The sequence below is a fragment of the Filimonas effusa genome (assembly GCF_004118675.1).
Taxonomy (GTDB): Bacteria; Bacteroidota; Bacteroidia; order Chitinophagales; family Chitinophagaceae; genus Filimonas; species Filimonas effusa.
In genome coordinates, this window is the sequence record NZ_SDHZ01000001.1 from 2262653 (window position 1) to 2278042 (window position 15390).

Below are 15390 nucleotides of genomic sequence, written 5' to 3' on the forward strand. Positions count from 1 at the left end.
GCTTCCGGCTTTTTTTCTGCTGACAGTTATGTTTATGCGGGCATTGTTGTGCCGCCGTTATCTTTTATGGGTTTAATGGCAAGACAATACACATGCCTTCATCAGCATGCCGGGGAATTATTCACAGAATTATTCAAATGGTGATTAACGTAGGATAATGAGCTTTCTACCTTCCAGCTTATAACGTAGCCCCAGTTGTTCCAGGGCTACCAGCAGTTGATTCAGTTGCACTCCTTTTGTCATTTCGCCTCTCAGCCTTACATCGGGTATGCCGTTTTTATAACTGACTTCTATATCGTACCAACGTTCCAGCTGGCGCATCGCCTCTTCGAGGCTGGCGCCTTCAAAATTAAACAGGTCGTTCTTCCAGGCAATTACCTGTTCTACATCTGCATGCTTTATCAGCCTTACAGGCGCTGCCGATCCGGCTTCTATCTGCGCCTGCTGCCCGGGTTCCAGCAATACCTGCTCCTGCTCTTTTTTCAGCCTTATTTTCCCTTCCAGTAAAGTGGTATTGATAGTTGCCTCATTATCGTAGGCATTGATATTAAAATGAGTGCCCAGCACTTCCAGTACAGCTTTATTATTGATATTTACCAGGAACGGAATGCGGCTGCCTGTGGCGGGATCGTTATGTTTTGCGACTTCCATATATACTTCTCCCGTTATATCCACCCTGCGCTCCTTACCTTTAAAAGCAACCGGGTAATGTATGGAACTGCCTGAATTCAGCCACACCAGCGTTCCATCGGGTAAAGTAATGTTGTATTTACGGCCTTTAGGCGTATGCATGGTATTATAAAGCAACTGCGACGAGGTGCCCTCGTAATACAATACCCCGTTGGCGATACGGATATCGGCACCTGCCTGATGGGCCACCACGCCATTCTGAATGGTATCGAGCAACACTTGTGTACCGTCGGCAAGCGTAAGTACAGCACCGTCTTTGCCCGGTGCAATTCCCGCACTCTTACCCGCTATTACAGGGGTGTTGTTCCTATTCATTTGCGAAACTGCGAGCCATAAAGCTGCCGTCAGCACCAGCACTGCCGCCGCTGCGGTCCACCACCTGCGCATGAAGGTTACCCGGCTGCCTGCAGCCGGCGCTTCATCGCTATATTCACCGGTTGCTTCATTTACAGGAAACGAGTTGATAAGAGCATCGATCTGCTTTTTTGAAAGACGGGAGTTTATTATTGCACTGTTGTGTTCCGATACAACCTGCTTCCATCCTTCGTACAGCACTGCCGACAATTGCTGCTCCGATCCCGGGCCTGTAAGCAAGAGATAAAACTCCTCAGCTTCCGCCTCAGAAAGGGTATCTGCTACCCTTTTCCTATATAACTCCACTAATCTTTGCTGAGATAAATTCATTACGGATCACTGCTTTATTATAAAGACAATACTGTTTTACAATAGGGGGTGCCTGGCTTCCAAAAAAAATAAAAAAAGTACCAGCACCGCATCAGGGAAATCTTCGAGGTGGTTTACCACATACTTTTTGATTGAGAGGTTGGCAGCCTGCAGGTAGCTTTTAACAGTTTCGCGGGAAATGCCCAGTTCAGTTGCGATCTGAACATAGGTACGGGCGTTTCTCCTGCTCATGACCCATACCTTCCGCTGCTGTTCAGACAGGGTAGCAATGGCCTCATCGATAAGGCCAAGCGCCTTGTTTTCGAGCGCCAGTTGTTCCCCATCGCCCTGCGCAACGGATCCTCCCTCCCAGTGTTTGCGGCGGGCCATTTCGCCCAGTTCTTTCTTCAGGGCATTGAATCCCTTATTACGGGCGAGGATGAAGAGATAGTTTTCAAAATTGAGGATGGCAGGAAGTGTTTCACGCGTGAGCCAAAGTTGCAGGAATACATCATATACAACTTCTTCTATCAGTTCTGGTTGTTTAACTGTAATATGCGTTTCAACAAAGCGGTAAACCATACTATTGCACTGTTGCACTAGTTGTTTGAATGCCAGTTGGTCTCCCTCCGCAATACGCCGTAACAGTTCCTTCCCGTGGTATGGTTGTTCAATGGACAATATGCTGACTATTAAAGCGTGAAACGCAAAATAAAATAAAATTGTCAAAAGCAGGATATTGTTTGTTGCAACAAGCATGTATAAAGTGGCACCCAAATGTTGCAGCTTTTTATTATATGAAGAGAGAGTGGCTCATAAATAAAAATAGCCGCTGAGAATTGCTTAAACGGGAACCCTTCTCCATCAGGTACCCGAGAAAAACGAGGCCGTATCGCACTTATGATACGGCCTCTCTTCATAACAAATACCGGATATGGCAAATTACACGGCAGCTCCTGCAAACTGGCTATTATACAAGGCAGCATACTCGCCATTACGAGAGAGCAGTTCGTCATGTTTACCCTGCTCTACAATATTACCATCCTGCATGACCAGGATAAGATCGGCGTTTTTGATCGTAGAAAGCCGGTGCGCAATAACAAAGCTGGTACGGCCCTGCATCAGTTTATCCATCGCCTGCTGGATAAGTAGTTCGGTACGGGTATCCACTGAGCTGGTTGCTTCATCGAGGATGAGCATCGGGGCATCTGCAAGCATCGCGCGGGCAATGGTAAGCAATTGTTTTTCACCCTGTGAAATATTATCAGCTTCTTCATTCAACTGCATCTGGTAACCGCCGGGTAAAGCACGGATAAAATGATCGGCATGTGCCGCTTCCGCTGCGGCCAGCACCTCTGTATGTGTTGCACCGTTTTTACCATATGCAATATTTTCTTCAATAGACCCTGTGAAGAGCCACGCATCCTGCAGCACCATGCCAAACAGCGCCCTCAGACCGGAACGTTTCATATTCCTGATATTCACGCCGTCTATTGTAATAGCGCCCGAATCAACATCGTAAAAACGCATCAGCAGGTTTACGATAGTGGTTTTGCCGGCGCCGGTAGGTCCAACGATCGCCACCTTTTGTCCTGGGTTCACCTGCGTGGTAAACCCTTTAATGATCGTTTTATCCGGGGTATAGCCAAATACAACATTATCGAATGTAACTGCGCCTTTCACATCTGCTATTTTTGCAGGAATGGCCTCTTCCGCAGTTTCTTCCTTTTCCGACAAAAACTCAAAAACACGCTCTGCTGCCGCGGCAGTAGACTGCAAAACGTTGGCAGTGTTGGCAGCCTGTGTAATAGGCTGTGTAAACTGGTTCATATACTGGATAAAAGCCTGGATATCGCCAATCCTGATCTTGCCCCTGATGGCCAGCCAGCCGCCAAGTACCGCCACACCTACATATCCCAGGTTGCCCACAAAGTTCATGACGGGCATTAAAAGCCCGGAGAAGAACTGTGCACGCCAGGCGCTTCCATATAACCCGCCATTGATGTCTTTAAATTTTGCGATAGAATGTTTTTCTCCGTTAAATGCTTTGATGACGTTATGCCCCGAAAACATTTCTTCCACATGACTATTGATCTTACCCAATGAAACCTGCTGCGCAACAAAATGAGCCTGGGATCTCTTCACAACCAGGCGGATAAGCCTGATGCTGACAGGTAATACTATCAATGCCACAATGGTCATCTGCCAGCTGATGGTAAACATCATCACCAGGATACCAATGAGCATGGTTACCGCCGACACCAGTTGCATCAGGCTCTGATTCAGCGTTTGACTGATGGTGTCTACATCGTTGGTGACCCGGCTTAATATTTCGCCATGCGTGCGGCTGTCAAAATAACGCAGAGGAAGACGGTTGATCTTTTCAGCAATATCGCGGCGTAAATGAAACGACACCTTTTCCGAGATACCGGCCATGATCCTTCCCTGAATAAAACTAAACAAGGCGCTGATAAGATAAAGCCCCACCAGCAGCAGGATCATTTCTGAAATGGCGCCATAATCGATACCCGGCCGCCGCGACAGGTCGAGACCGCGCAGCGTATCGCGTTGTGCAGCCGGGATATTTCCGATCATTCCGGCCGGCAGTTTATCTATCATTGCGCCGGCAGTAGTTCCCGGCGGCAACTGCGTACCTGCCGGAAGGTGCGACATTACTTCATCGTAAAACTTCCTGTTGACATAACCCGTGAATATGTTATTGGTGACGTTACCAAGGATCCTGGGACTCACGATTGTAAACGCTGTACTGGCAATGGCGATCACTACAACTACTATAATAGTTGCCCGGTAAGGTTTCATATACCGGAGCAGTGAACGCATAGTGCCTTTGAAGTTCTTCGGCTTTTCGGCAGGACCGCCCAAACCAGCCATAGGTCCCCGGCCTCTTCCCATGCCCCCCATGGGTGGCGCAGGTTGATTTGATATATTTCCTTTCTCTTTTTGCATGGTTACTGATTAATGGATGAGGATGAAGCCTGGCCAGGTTCGTCAAGGAACTGCGACAGTTCCTGTTCCGAAAACTGAGACGACGCTATTTCGCGGTATACCGGCGAACGACGCAGCAGTTCCGCATGCGTTCCCTCACCTACAATCTTACCACAATCAAGTACCAGGATCTTCTCCGCGTTCATAATGGTGCTGATACGCTGGGCAACAATAATTACAGTTTTGCCTGCTGTCTCTGCTTGCAGGGCTTTGCGCAACGCAGCATCGGTTTTAAAATCGAGCGCCGAAAAACTATCATCGAACAGGTAGATATCCGGCTTTTTCGCCAAAGCCCTTGCAATGGCAAGCCGCTGTTTCTGACCGCCGGAGATATTGGCGCCCGCCTGTGCAATAGGACTCTCATACTGCTGCTCCAGGCTATCGATAAACGATGAAGCCTGTGCTACCGTTGCCGCATGCTGAATTTCCCCGGCGCTGGCGGCAGTGCTGCCGTAAGAGATATTGCTGTTCACAGTGCCCGAGAACAACATCGCTTTCTGCGATACATAACCGGTGCGGGAACGCAGGTCTTCTTGCGTCATATTACGCACATCGATCCCATCGACCAGGATCACTCCTGCCGTCACATCATAAAACCGGGGAATAAGATTGAGCAATGTTGATTTACCGCTACCTGTACTGCCAACGATCGCAGTGGTTTGTCCGGGCAACGCTGCAAATGAAATACCCTGCAGCACCGGCTCTTCGGCCCCGGCATAGGAAAAGCTTACATCCTTAAATTCCACCTTACCGCTATGTTCGCCGGTAGTTTCCGGTTGCGCCGGGTCGTTAATGATCGTTTCTGCATTTAATACTTCTGCAATACGTTTGGCTGAAACGGAAGCGCGTGGTATCATGATAAAGATGACGGAGATAAGCAGGAATGCAAAAATAGCCTGGATAGCGTATTGCATGAAGGCAAGCATGTTACCGATAGGAAGCACACCTTCATCAATTTTATGCGCTCCGGCCCAAACAATACCTACCATGGTAAAGCTCATCACCAGCATCATCGACGGCTGCAGTACCGACATCAGCCGGTTCACAAAAAGGCTGAGGCCTTTCAGCTCCTGGTTTGCCTTTGAAAACTTTTCTTCTTCCCTGCCCTCGCGGCCAAAGGCACGGATCACACGAAGCCCGGTCAGTAATTCCCTGGTAACAAGGTTAAGCCTGTCTACCAGCTTCTGCAACCTGGCAAACCGGGGTACTGCAATGCCGAAAATAGTGCCGATGATGACCATGATCGCCACAACCGCCACCAGCATGATCCAGCTCATGGACGGAGCGATATGATAGGCTTTGATGATAGCGAGGATGCCCGTAAAGGGCGCCATCAGGGCCATACGGAAAAGCATGATCAGTACCGTTTGCACCTGTTGTACATCGTTGGTATTCCTGGTGATAAGCGAAGCGGTGGAGAACTTATTGAACTCGACCAGCGAAAAGCTTTCAATTTTTGTAAAAAGCGCGTTCCTGAGGTCCCTGGAAAAGCCTGTGCCTATCCTGGATGCAAAGTAGCTTGCAGCAATGGTGCAAAGTCCGCCGCCAAGCGCCACCAGCAGCATCATCATGCCGTAGTGATAAATAACGGCCGAATCCTGTCCTACGATTCCCTGGTTTACGATATGTGCCATATAATCGGGCAGGGAAAGATTCGCCAGCACCTGCATGATAACAAACACCATCAGCAATAACACCTGTGTAAGATAGGGTCTTAAATAAGTGAATAGTTTGTGCATATTTTATAGATAAACTGCCTGAAGCAGTTCGTGTTTTAATCCTGTGGTTTTTCTTCTTTTTTCCCTAAAAGGTTACTCCGTACTTTTTCGCACAGTTCAATACCTTCCTTAAAGAGCAGGCTGGAAATGCCATTACCGGCTATATCGTACATTTCTTCGATCAGGGGCGGTACCACCTCTTTTAAACGCAAGCCCTCCGGTGTAACGGTAATGTGTTTATTCCGCCTGTCGTCGGGGTTTTCTGAACGCAGCACCAATCCCCGTTTGGATAAATTATCGATCAGGTAGGTAACACTAGTCTTGTCCTTATGCAGGAAACCGGCAATTTCCTGCTGGTTCACACCATCTCTTCTCCATAACAGAATAAGCACCTGCAACATCTCGTATGTCAGATCTATGTTATTTTCCTTTAGCTTATTACGGATGAAAACTTTGGATTCCATCTGCAATTTCACCATGGAAAAAAGGAATGCCGCCAGTGTATCGCTTTTTCTTGATCTCATATCAGGTACAAAGTTAAATACTTAATAGTTAAACATTCAACTATTTTTTGCTGGTTTTAACACATGGGTGGCTCAGATAGGGGGTACAGAATTTAGCAAGGCTCTTTTTTGCTAAAAAAGAATATGCCGTTTGCTAAAAAAACGTACTTTTTTAAAGAAGCTCTTAGGAAGCTTTAAGGATGCTTTAAAGATGCTTTAAGGCGTCCTCTAAAAAAATGTTCTTTTTTTTAGCAAATTTCAGTGCAATGCTTCCCGGTACCCGGACAGGCGCCTGGGAGGACCTCCTGTTGTAACGCGATTTTAAACGAGTGGTTCCCGGAAGAATAGCTGTAATTTATCTTCCATCCATTGAGCATACATATTTGCCTGACAATAGCAAGCCCCAGCCCCGTAGATTGCGAGTGTTGCTCTCCTTTTTTAAAACGGTCGAAGATCAGCTCGGGTGGGAAGGTCAGTGGTAAGCCTGTATTTATAAATATCATTTCATTTTCATGTAACACTACATTTAATCTGCCGTCGCGAGGAGTATAATGTAAGGCGTTTGCAAGAAGATTTGAGACCACCGTCTCCAGGAGAAACCTGTTCACTACAATTTCAGCTTCTTCTATCCTAAGATCTACCATGATATTTTTTCCCCAAAAAAGCTCCTCCATTTGTCCGAACTGTGATCGCAGCATGTACCCTACCGAAACAGATTCCTTATCGGCATAGGAATCGTTTTCAAGTTTCGCCAGAAACAGCAACCCTTTAATTGTTCTTCGCAACCGTTCTACAGCTGCTTTCGACTGCACAATATAACCGGCCATGTCTGCATCCACAACCATTTGAGTCATCCTGTCCAGCTTCGACTGAATGATACCTAAAGGTGTTTGCATTTCATGGGAGGCATTTTCAGCGAATTCTTTTAATGCCAGGTATTCACGCCTGCTTCGTTCGGTAAGCTCCTCCAAAGCATAACGCAATTCATTAAATTCCCTGATATGAGATGGTTCAAAGTGAACCCTCCCGGGTCTGCTGAGCGTGTATGAATTCAATTGCTTCAGGTTAAAGAAAAATGGCTTCCACAATTTTTTGCTTAAAACATAGTTCAACAACACACCCGCCAGCGCCATCAGCACAGCAGCTATAGACAACAAAAAGAAGATCACCTGGTAGTATTTATGCCAACCGATATAGATGATCATGACTTTTATACGATAAGGCTGGCTGCCTATTTTTCGTTCAACCTTGAGGTATTTAAAATCTTCGTGTTCTTTTGTCACGTAGTCGAATACCAGGGTATCACCTGTTATCTTAGGCGTTTCACTAATCCTGTTAATCTTATCTATTTCTACCAGCGGATAATTTACATACCTACCCTGCGCCAGTTCGTTCACGATCATATCTGCCTGGAGATCCAGCTGTTCCAGCATTTCGTTTTCGATCAGCGTCTTTAGCACAAAATAAAGTATTGTGCCCGTTGAAGAAAGGACTATGATCGTAGAGATCAGGAAATTCCTGGAAGTATAAACAAGCAATTTCATTTTTCTACCCATTTGTAGCCCATTCCATAAACCGTTTCGAGGTAGTCATCTCCCGAAGCCTTTATAATCTTCTTCCGGAGGTTCATCGTATGGGTATAAATGATATCATAGCTGGCAGCCATATCGTAGTTATCTCCCCACAGGTGAGTGGCGATCGACTCCTTGCTCACCACCCGTTTTTTGTTAACGACAAAATATAACAGCAGTTCATATTCTTTTTTAGTAAGATTTATTTTCTCTCCGTTACAAAAGACTTCTTTCAGCTGGGTATGTATTTCGAGCGTGCCTGATTTTACAACAGCACTTCCTGAATAAAACTTTCTACGTTGTATGGCATTAACCCTTGCGTTCAGTTCTTCCATGTAAAACGGCTTGGTCAGGTAGTCATCGGCTCCCATATCAAGGCCTGCCAGCCTGTCTTTAAGAGAATCACGGGCAGAAAGGATTAAAATGCCCTCTTCCCCTTTTTTCTTTTTCAGTATTTCAAGCAGCTGCAAGCCTGTGCCCCCTGGCAAGGTGATATCCAGTATCACCATATCATAGGAATAAAGGATGATCTTATCTTCCGCCTGGTTAAAATCAGCGGCACGTTCACATAAATGTCCCTGCTCTTTAAAATAAGCTTCCATTTCATCCAGCAGATCTATTTCATCTTCAACCAGCAATATCTTCATAAAGAAATGATGTTATAAGATCAACACTATTGTTCCTGCGATAATTAAAGCGGCACCCAGCGCCATTTTCCAGGTCAGCACCTCGCCAAGGAACACTACAGACAGCAGTATAGCAATGGCTACGCTCATTTTATCTACAGGCGCCACCTGGGATACTTTACCCATTTGGAGCGCCTTAAAATAAAAGATCCAGGAAAGTCCCGTGGCCAATCCGGAAAATACGAGGTAGCGCCAGTTTTGTCTCGTCAGCGTGCCGATACCCGACACATTTCCCTTCCAGAAAAACAAACCCCAGGAAATAACAGTGATCACAACAGTTCTGATGGCCATCGCCAGGTCACTATCAATATTGCTAACCCCCTTTTTCGCGAATACTGCTGTCAGCGCCGCAAAAACAGCAGACAACAGTGCATACATCCACCATGTCATAAAATATTATTTAACTTTTCGCCCCAATGCCTTTTTATAAGCTACGTATCCATTACGGGCAAGGCCTGCTTTTTTAACGAAATAGTATGGCAGGATCTGTACTCTGGCAGCAAAGCCAGCGTCCCTTAGCACTGTTTCTTTTCGGAATTTTAATAAACAGTACTATAGCCAGATTCTTTGATCATAACATCCCGGCATCAACTATTGACACTTAAGCCGGGTGTATATGAAAGAACTTTATACAAGCAAAGCATCCCGGGCTTCCGGATCCATTGATTTCGTGCGTGCAGAATCGCAACCAATTCTAAAGAAATTCTGAGTTATCGCCTAAAAAAACAGCGGTTTTCTCCAGATTCAAGAAATATTCCGCATCAGCAGGCTACTACTGCTCTCCCGAAGCGCGTCCCTGAAATGGCTTGAGCCATTCAAAGACAACTCGAAACGGTCATTTCAGAAAAAATTCAGAATCACCTGCCAGGTTTGATGCATGTTAAACAGATCAATCGTCTTCTCCGTTTTACTGGCAGCGAACATTTCATTGTTTGCACAGCGCCATGATACTGCAACGCTATATAAACCAGGTTCCATTAACCTGCTTCTTCCTGCAGCCATGCTCGGTTATGGGTTTGCATCAATGCATATTACTCGTCTGGAACGGTGGAACCATCATTTACAGGACGGTGTGGCGCAGGCCGATCCCGCCCGGCATGTAAGCGTTGACGATTATCTCCAATGGTCTCCTGCCGTAGCTGTTTATGGCCTTAACTTCGCAGGAGTAAAAGGGAAAAACGGCTTCAAGGACAGGACTTTCATTTTTGGCATGGCCACTTTATTCCAGGGAGCAGCCACCTATGTTGTCAAGAGAGGCACACACGAAATGCGCCCCGACAGGAGCAATCATCTCTCTTTTCCATCCGGCCATACAGCTACCGCTTTTGCAAATGCGGAGTTCATGAGAATGGAATATAAAGACCAATCGCCCTGGTATGGCGTAGCCGGCTATACGGCAGCAGCAGCAACCGGCTATCTGAGAATGTACAACAACAAACACTGGCTGAATGACGTACTTGCAGGCGCAGCAATAGGAATACTTTCTACCCAGGCATCCTATTTTTTATATCCCAGAATAAAAAAGTTAACGCAAAAACATCACCACCAGCTTATCCAACAATATTAAACAGGAACAATATCCAGATTGTGCAGAGAATGACCTGCGCGTTTCAGTATGTTTAAAATACTTTTCATGACTATTGCTGTACGTTTTATAGATTGTAAAACAGCTCTGCGACATCAGCGGTATTACTATCGACTTTTTTTATGGAAACGGCATGCATCATTTCGTTTTACACTGGAAGCAGCTTGCTAATAAACGACTCCCCTGTGTCTAAAATTTAAAACTATAACCTACACGAAACACCTGCGTTTCATAATAGTCGGCACCTACCAGTTTAAAGTCGGCGCCATTGATCACACGTTTGACACGAAGGGTATTGAACAGATCGGAAGCATTTGCAAACAACTCGCCCCTGCCTTTTTGTATTTGCCTTTTTACTCCTGCGTCAATGGAAAAGCGGGCGCCAACTTCACCCTGTGGCACAAGGTCTTTTGCCTGGTAAATACTACTCATTTGCACCTCTGTATTACCTGGCAGCTGCAGCATAACATTCAGTTTAAAGGAACCTGATACCTGTTGCTCTTTTTCAGCAGTATAAATGGAAGGGACCGGATACTTGTTTTCTACTGTAAAGGCGTCAATTGTATTACGATAGATATTACCATTCGCATTTAGGGAAAGCCGTTTTGAAAGTTTTTGTTCAAAGATCGTTTCGATGCCGGAATTATAACTGCGACCCGCATTCTGGAATACATGATATATTAACGTGCTGCCGGGTTGGGCAGTGGCTATCCTGGCTATAAAACCATCGATGATACGATGATAGGCTGCGGCATACACACTTCCCTGCCGCCATGTTGCTTTATATCCGCCTTCAAAAGAATTGGTGAATTGCGGACGCAGGCCAGGATTACCGACCTTGATGATCTCTGCATCGTCGTACTTCGGGAAAATACGGATATCTACTTCATTAGGCCTGTCTACACGCCTGTTATAAAACAGGGAAACCTTATGATGCTCATTGATCTTATATCCCAGCCTCAGGTTAGGGAATGGTTCGGTGTAGTGATAACCATCGCTTTTATACACTACATGATCCGGATTTACTTTATAAGTAAGATCAAGGTATTCAAGTCTGATCCCCGCTTCAAGCTCCAGTTTTTTGCTTTCATACACGTAACTACCGTAAACAGCCGGAATTGTTTCCCTGTAATCAGCCCAACCTCCTGCGGTTGTATCCAGGGGTGAATTAAGCCCGGGAATGAACTTCATATTCGTGGGGATAGTTCTGTAACGCAATTTCAACCCGGTTTCGATACGGCCATGCCCTAAAGGACGCACATAGTCGGCAGTGATATCGGATACCTGTTCATCGGATAATAATTTGAATGCGTCGTAGCCGGTATAACCGGGCATGATGTTGGTGAAGAAGTATTTTTCATTTTCGCGGTGGAAGGTGTAGTTATAGGCAATATTCAGCTTATGTCCTGGCTGTACAAAAGCATGCTGGTAAATAGCGGAGGCTGTAACGGTGGTTTTCAGTTCGTCTTCCAGGAACTGCCAGAGGCGGCGTTTGGTGGTAAGATCTGCATTGAAAAAAGGCTGGTCGCCTCTGTCGATGATCTTCTCGCTGCTGAATAGGCCTGAGATAGTAAAAGTATTGTTCTTATCCAATTCCCAGTCTACACCCGCTTTACTTGTAGCAACAGTGGTATTCCTGTTTCTTTTGGTTTGCTGGCGGATGGTATCGCCGTTGGCATAGTAACGGTCTACGAATTCATTTTTGTTCAATGTTTGCGTGTACAAAAAGTCGCCCTGAAAAAAGGCATTCAGTTTATTCTTCCTATAGTTTACGGAAAGCGAAGGGTTGAGTTTTGGAGTCCGCTGATATTGAGGACGGATCCCCGGCAAATTCTGTTGCTTTATACCGAGCGCTCCCAAACCTCCTGTAAAGCCTATTTTACCATTCAGTCCCTGCTGCCTGTTCTTTTTATAAATAATATTGATAATACCTGCCGCACCATTTGCATCGTGACGGGCAGAAGGGTTGTTAATGATCTCTATTCTTTCGATAGAAGATGCAGGTATGTTATCAAGACTGCTCTGCCCTCCGAAGCCTGTAAGCGCGGTTTGTTTGCCATCGACCAATACAACAACTTTGTCGCTTCCGCGGATCTGGATCTTACCGTCGTCGCTGGCGGTAATGCCAGGCAGATTTTTCATTGCCTGCAATAAGGAGCCGCCGGATTGGCTGATATTATTACCTACCGTATAGGTTTTCTTATCCATCTGGTTACCCGTTCCATCCCTGTTGGCTTTTGCCGATACCGTTACCGCCTGCAGAGACGCAGTATCGGCCGAGAGCTCAACGGCTCCTACGTCCAGGAAGTTGCTTAGGGCGCCAACAAACAATTCTTTTGTAACAGTCTTGTATCCGGCACGTTCAAACTGTAAAAAATAACTTCCGGTTTTGATATCTGAAAAAGCAAACAAGCCTTTCTCATCCGTAATGGTACCGGTTATAAAACTACTGTCTGCAACGATTTTCAGGTAAACGTTAACATAGGGCACCGGCTGCTTGTTTCCAGCTTCCCTGAGCGATCCGGAGACCGCGATTTTTGTTGTTTGAGCAGACACGACAGTTTGCATCAGCCCAATGAATAAGGCAATTAATAATACACGCATACCGGATGGGTTAACTTCTATGATTATAAAAGCAAACCTATTTTTGAATCTTGAAGAAACTCTGAAGCCTGTCTTTTAACGGCAAAACTCTCCGGGCGGCTTGTCCTGCTGTTGTCTCATGCGGTAAGGTAAGGGACGGCGATGCTGTGGACGAGATCGAAAAAAAGCTTCCCGGCATGGAGGCAGATGAAGCGGTAACATGAGCGTACAGGGCGAACCTATCAAGCGGGTGAAGCTGAACGGTAAAGCGTTCTTGGGTGACGAGGCGGCAGCAGCCATCCAGGACCTTCCGGCCGATATAGTAAAGAACCTGCAGGTTATGGACGATTATGGCGACAAGGCCGAATGCGGTTTTACCTGGGCTTTGTATCACTAAAGCACTTTATAGAAATAAGGTTTATTGCGAACGATGGTTCCTGTTTTACCAAGTATGAACAACATGTTATTAACGAATCCGCGGAACTGTTTGAAGGTATAGCGGTTTTTCCGGCCTGCTATTGCCTGTATACAGGCGCCGATGCCAAAGACGGGGATATCGGCGAGGTACATTGCGAGCATGAAAAACAGCCATCCCAGGCCAAATTCTTTCCTGATACGTACAAAATTGGAGATCATGATCTGGCGTCCTTTGCGGTCGTACAGGTTATAGTACCCGTGATCCTGGGAGCCAAATGTTTCGTTGGCGGTGCTACCCTGGAGGTGGATGACGTTCAGGTTGCCATAGATACAAAGTTTGCCTGTTTTTCGCAGGCGGCTGCACCATTCTGCCTCTTCGGAATAGAGGAAAAAATCTTCGTCGAGCAATCCGGCCTTGTCGATAGCTGTTCGTTTCACCATCAGGAAAGCGCCATTCACCCAGTCGACCTCTGCGATGTCCGTTGCCTGCTGAATGCTGGGCTTTTTCAGTTTCACACCAAAAGCGATCTGCCTGAAGCATTCGCCGAGGAAGGGCAATGGCAACAGGTAGTTCAAGCCGCCTTTCATGGCAAAATTACCGGAGATCTGCGGGGAGCCATCGACATTCAGGAGCTGAACGCCACAGGCTACATAGCCGGATGCCGTTAATGCCTGGTAACATTTTTCTATGGCGTGGTCCCTGATCAGCGTATCGGGATTCAGCAGCAAGACCGTATCGCCCGTGGCTGCGCGAATGCCTGCGTTATTGGCGCGGGCAAACCCGGCATTATATCCCATATCGATCCATTGTACCCGGGGAAAACGCGTGGTTATTTTCTGCCTGCTATCGTCTCCCGATGCATTATCGACGATTATCCATTGCCAGGCTTCCATATTATCGAATTGTCTGGCAGATTCAAGGCAATCTATAATAAGACCGGCCGAACGGTAATTAATAATAATAACGCTTAAACTCACACGAATAGAGAATTATATTTGCAAGAATAGCTATTTTACGCAGCATTTTACTATACATAATATATTTAACCATTGGAAACTTTAAGTCCCGTAACGAAGAGCAACCACACTTCTGTTGTACTTGAAATACCGTCCGGCACCATCATCGGTCAATATCAGCAACTGGGGATAGATGTAACCCGGTTCCTGAAAGATGTTCCTACAGTGCGGTTGCTTCGTTGTAATGATACCGGTTACCGGTTTTATCATCCGTTCTCTATTTTTGGCGACGGGGCTTTTTATGACGATCTGCAAACCAATCTCAACGGGTATTATGTAGAAGGAAGAAAAGAGCATCTCAAGGCGCTGGATATCATCAAATCATCAGATAAAGTACTGGAAGTGGGCAGTGGTTCGGGTTATTTTCTGGGTTTATTAAAAGCCAAACAGGTTGACTGCCGGGGTCTGGAATTCAACCCGCAGGCGCTGGCAGATGCTGCCGCCAAAGGTTTGACGGTATATAATGAAACACTGGAACATCATGCCCTTTCGCACGAGGGGGAGTATGATGTTGTTTGTTCTTTCCAGGTGCTGGAACATATCACCGATATAAAATCCTATTTCGACAGTGCTATCAGGGCATTAAAACCGGGTGGCAAGCTGCTGATCGGAGTTCCCAATAACAATCCTTATATTTTCCGGCAGGATATATATCACACTTTAAATCTTCCGCCGCATCATGCGGGATTGTGGAACAAGGCCACTTTTGAGAAGATCCCTTCTTTTTTCCCGGTCACCACATCGGAAATTTATGTAGAGCCGCTGCAGGAGACCAAAGAATGGTACCGGGTACAGATAGATCATTACCGCCGGCAAAACAAAACCGGTATTGCCCGGCTGCTGCAGTTGATACCGAGGCCTGTATACAAACTGTTTTTGAAGGCATTCTCTTCTTTTATCGAGGGACGTAATGTTGTGGCAGTGTTCATTAAAAAATAATTGCTTTTATTT

13 protein-coding genes are annotated in these 15390 nt (G+C 46.1%); 3 read left to right on the top strand and 10 right to left on the bottom strand.

Annotated features, from left to right (window positions below):
- Window positions 1-144: 144 nt before the first annotated feature.
- The 8 genes from ESB13_RS08370 to ESB13_RS08405 all read right to left on the bottom strand — a co-directional run bounded on the left by ESB13_RS08370 (window position 145) and on the right by ESB13_RS08405 (window position 9227).
- Window positions 145-1374 carry a FecR family protein gene (locus tag ESB13_RS08370; RefSeq protein ID WP_129002547.1) on the bottom strand — a complete coding sequence of 410 codons (1230 nt, stop codon included), beginning with the start codon at window positions 1372-1374 and terminating at the stop codon, window positions 145-147.
- 36 nt (window positions 1375-1410) lie between these two features.
- Window positions 1411-2034 carry an RNA polymerase sigma factor gene (locus ESB13_RS08375; protein WP_164974137.1) on the bottom strand — a complete coding sequence of 208 codons (624 nt, stop codon included), beginning with the start codon at window positions 2032-2034 and terminating at the stop codon, window positions 1411-1413.
- Window positions 2035-2295: 261 nt separating this feature from the next.
- Window positions 2296-4320, bottom strand: a complete 2025-nt coding sequence (locus ESB13_RS08380; protein ID WP_220399573.1) for an ABC transporter ATP-binding protein — start codon at window positions 4318-4320, stop codon at window positions 2296-2298.
- A gap of 2 nt (window positions 4321-4322) precedes the next feature.
- Complete coding sequence (locus tag ESB13_RS08385; protein ID WP_129002549.1) at window positions 4323-6098, bottom strand: ABC transporter ATP-binding protein; 1776 nt, start codon at window positions 6096-6098, stop codon at window positions 4323-4325.
- 35 nt (window positions 6099-6133) lie between these two features.
- Window positions 6134-6601, bottom strand: coding sequence for a MarR family winged helix-turn-helix transcriptional regulator (locus ESB13_RS08390; RefSeq protein WP_129002550.1), 468 nt, complete (start codon window positions 6599-6601; stop codon window positions 6134-6136).
- A 227-nt stretch (window positions 6602-6828) separates the two neighbouring features.
- On the bottom strand, window positions 6829-8124 hold the full coding sequence (locus tag ESB13_RS08395) for a sensor histidine kinase (RefSeq protein WP_164974138.1): 1296 nt from the start codon (window positions 8122-8124) through the stop codon (window positions 6829-6831).
- Complete coding sequence (locus ESB13_RS08400; RefSeq protein ID WP_129002552.1) at window positions 8121-8798, bottom strand: response regulator transcription factor; 678 nt, start codon at window positions 8796-8798, stop codon at window positions 8121-8123. Before ESB13_RS08400 ends, ESB13_RS08395 begins: the two co-directional genes overlap by 4 nt.
- 12 nt (window positions 8799-8810) lie before the next feature.
- Window positions 8811-9227: an EamA family transporter gene (locus ESB13_RS08405; protein ID WP_220399574.1), complete on the bottom strand. Its 417-nt coding sequence runs from the start codon at window positions 9225-9227 to the stop codon at window positions 8811-8813.
- Window positions 9228-9714: 487 nt separating this feature from the next.
- Between ESB13_RS08405 and ESB13_RS08410 the strand changes: the two genes are divergently transcribed.
- On the top strand, window positions 9715-10404 hold the full coding sequence (locus ESB13_RS08410; RefSeq protein ID WP_129002553.1) for a phosphatase PAP2 family protein: 690 nt from the start codon (window positions 9715-9717) through the stop codon (window positions 10402-10404).
- Window positions 10405-10611: 207 nt separating this feature from the next.
- Here ESB13_RS08410 and ESB13_RS08415 read toward each other — a convergent pair whose 3' ends face one another.
- Window positions 10612-13026, bottom strand: coding sequence for an outer membrane beta-barrel family protein (locus ESB13_RS08415; protein ID WP_129002554.1), 2415 nt, complete (start codon window positions 13024-13026; stop codon window positions 10612-10614).
- Window positions 13027-13225: 199 nt separating this feature from the next.
- On the opposite strand from ESB13_RS08415, the gene ESB13_RS23750 reads away from it, so the two are divergent.
- Window positions 13226-13402 carry a hypothetical protein gene (locus ESB13_RS23750; RefSeq protein ID WP_164974139.1) on the top strand — a complete coding sequence of 59 codons (177 nt, stop codon included), beginning with the start codon at window positions 13226-13228 and terminating at the stop codon, window positions 13400-13402.
- Here ESB13_RS23750 and ESB13_RS08420 read toward each other — a convergent pair.
- A complete protein-coding gene (locus tag ESB13_RS08420) occupies window positions 13399-14400 on the bottom strand; it encodes a glycosyltransferase family 2 protein (RefSeq protein WP_129002555.1) in 1002 nt (333 codons plus the stop codon). The genes ESB13_RS23750 and ESB13_RS08420 overlap by 4 nt on opposite strands.
- A gap of 72 nt (window positions 14401-14472) precedes the next feature.
- Between ESB13_RS08420 and ESB13_RS08425 the strand changes: the two genes are divergently transcribed.
- Window positions 14473-15378 carry a class I SAM-dependent methyltransferase gene (locus ESB13_RS08425; RefSeq protein WP_129002556.1) on the top strand — a complete coding sequence of 302 codons (906 nt, stop codon included), beginning with the start codon at window positions 14473-14475 and terminating at the stop codon, window positions 15376-15378.
- Window positions 15379-15390 lie beyond the last annotated feature (12 nt).

What these genes read in the sequence shown, in the direction of transcription:
- ESB13_RS08370 (WP_129002547.1), bottom strand. Translation starts at nt 1,374, where the DNA reads ATGAATTTATCTCAGCAAAGATTAGTGGAGTTATATAGGAAAAGGGTA.
- ESB13_RS08380 (WP_220399573.1), bottom strand. Translation starts at nt 4,320, where the DNA reads ATGCAAAAAGAGAAAGGAAATATATCAAATCAACCTGCGCCACCCATG.
- ESB13_RS08385 (WP_129002549.1), bottom strand. Translation starts at nt 6,098, where the DNA reads ATGCACAAACTATTCACTTATTTAAGACCCTATCTTACACAGGTGTTA.
- ESB13_RS08390 (WP_129002550.1), bottom strand. Translation starts at nt 6,601, where the DNA reads ATGAGATCAAGAAAAAGCGATACACTGGCGGCATTCCTTTTTTCCATG.
- ESB13_RS08395 (WP_164974138.1), bottom strand. Translation starts at nt 8,124, where the DNA reads ATGAAATTGCTTGTTTATACTTCCAGGAATTTCCTGATCTCTACGATC.
- ESB13_RS08400 (WP_129002552.1), bottom strand. Translation starts at nt 8,798, where the DNA reads ATGAAGATATTGCTGGTTGAAGATGAAATAGATCTGCTGGATGAAATG.
- ESB13_RS08405 (WP_220399574.1), bottom strand. Translation starts at nt 9,227, where the DNA reads ATGACATGGTGGATGTATGCACTGTTGTCTGCTGTTTTTGCGGCGCTG.
- ESB13_RS08410 (WP_129002553.1), top strand. Translation starts at nt 9,715, where the DNA reads ATGTTAAACAGATCAATCGTCTTCTCCGTTTTACTGGCAGCGAACATT.
- ESB13_RS08415 (WP_129002554.1), bottom strand. Translation starts at nt 13,026, where the DNA reads ATGCGTGTATTATTAATTGCCTTATTCATTGGGCTGATGCAAACTGTC.
- ESB13_RS23750 (WP_164974139.1), top strand. Translation starts at nt 13,226, where the DNA reads ATGAGCGTACAGGGCGAACCTATCAAGCGGGTGAAGCTGAACGGTAAA.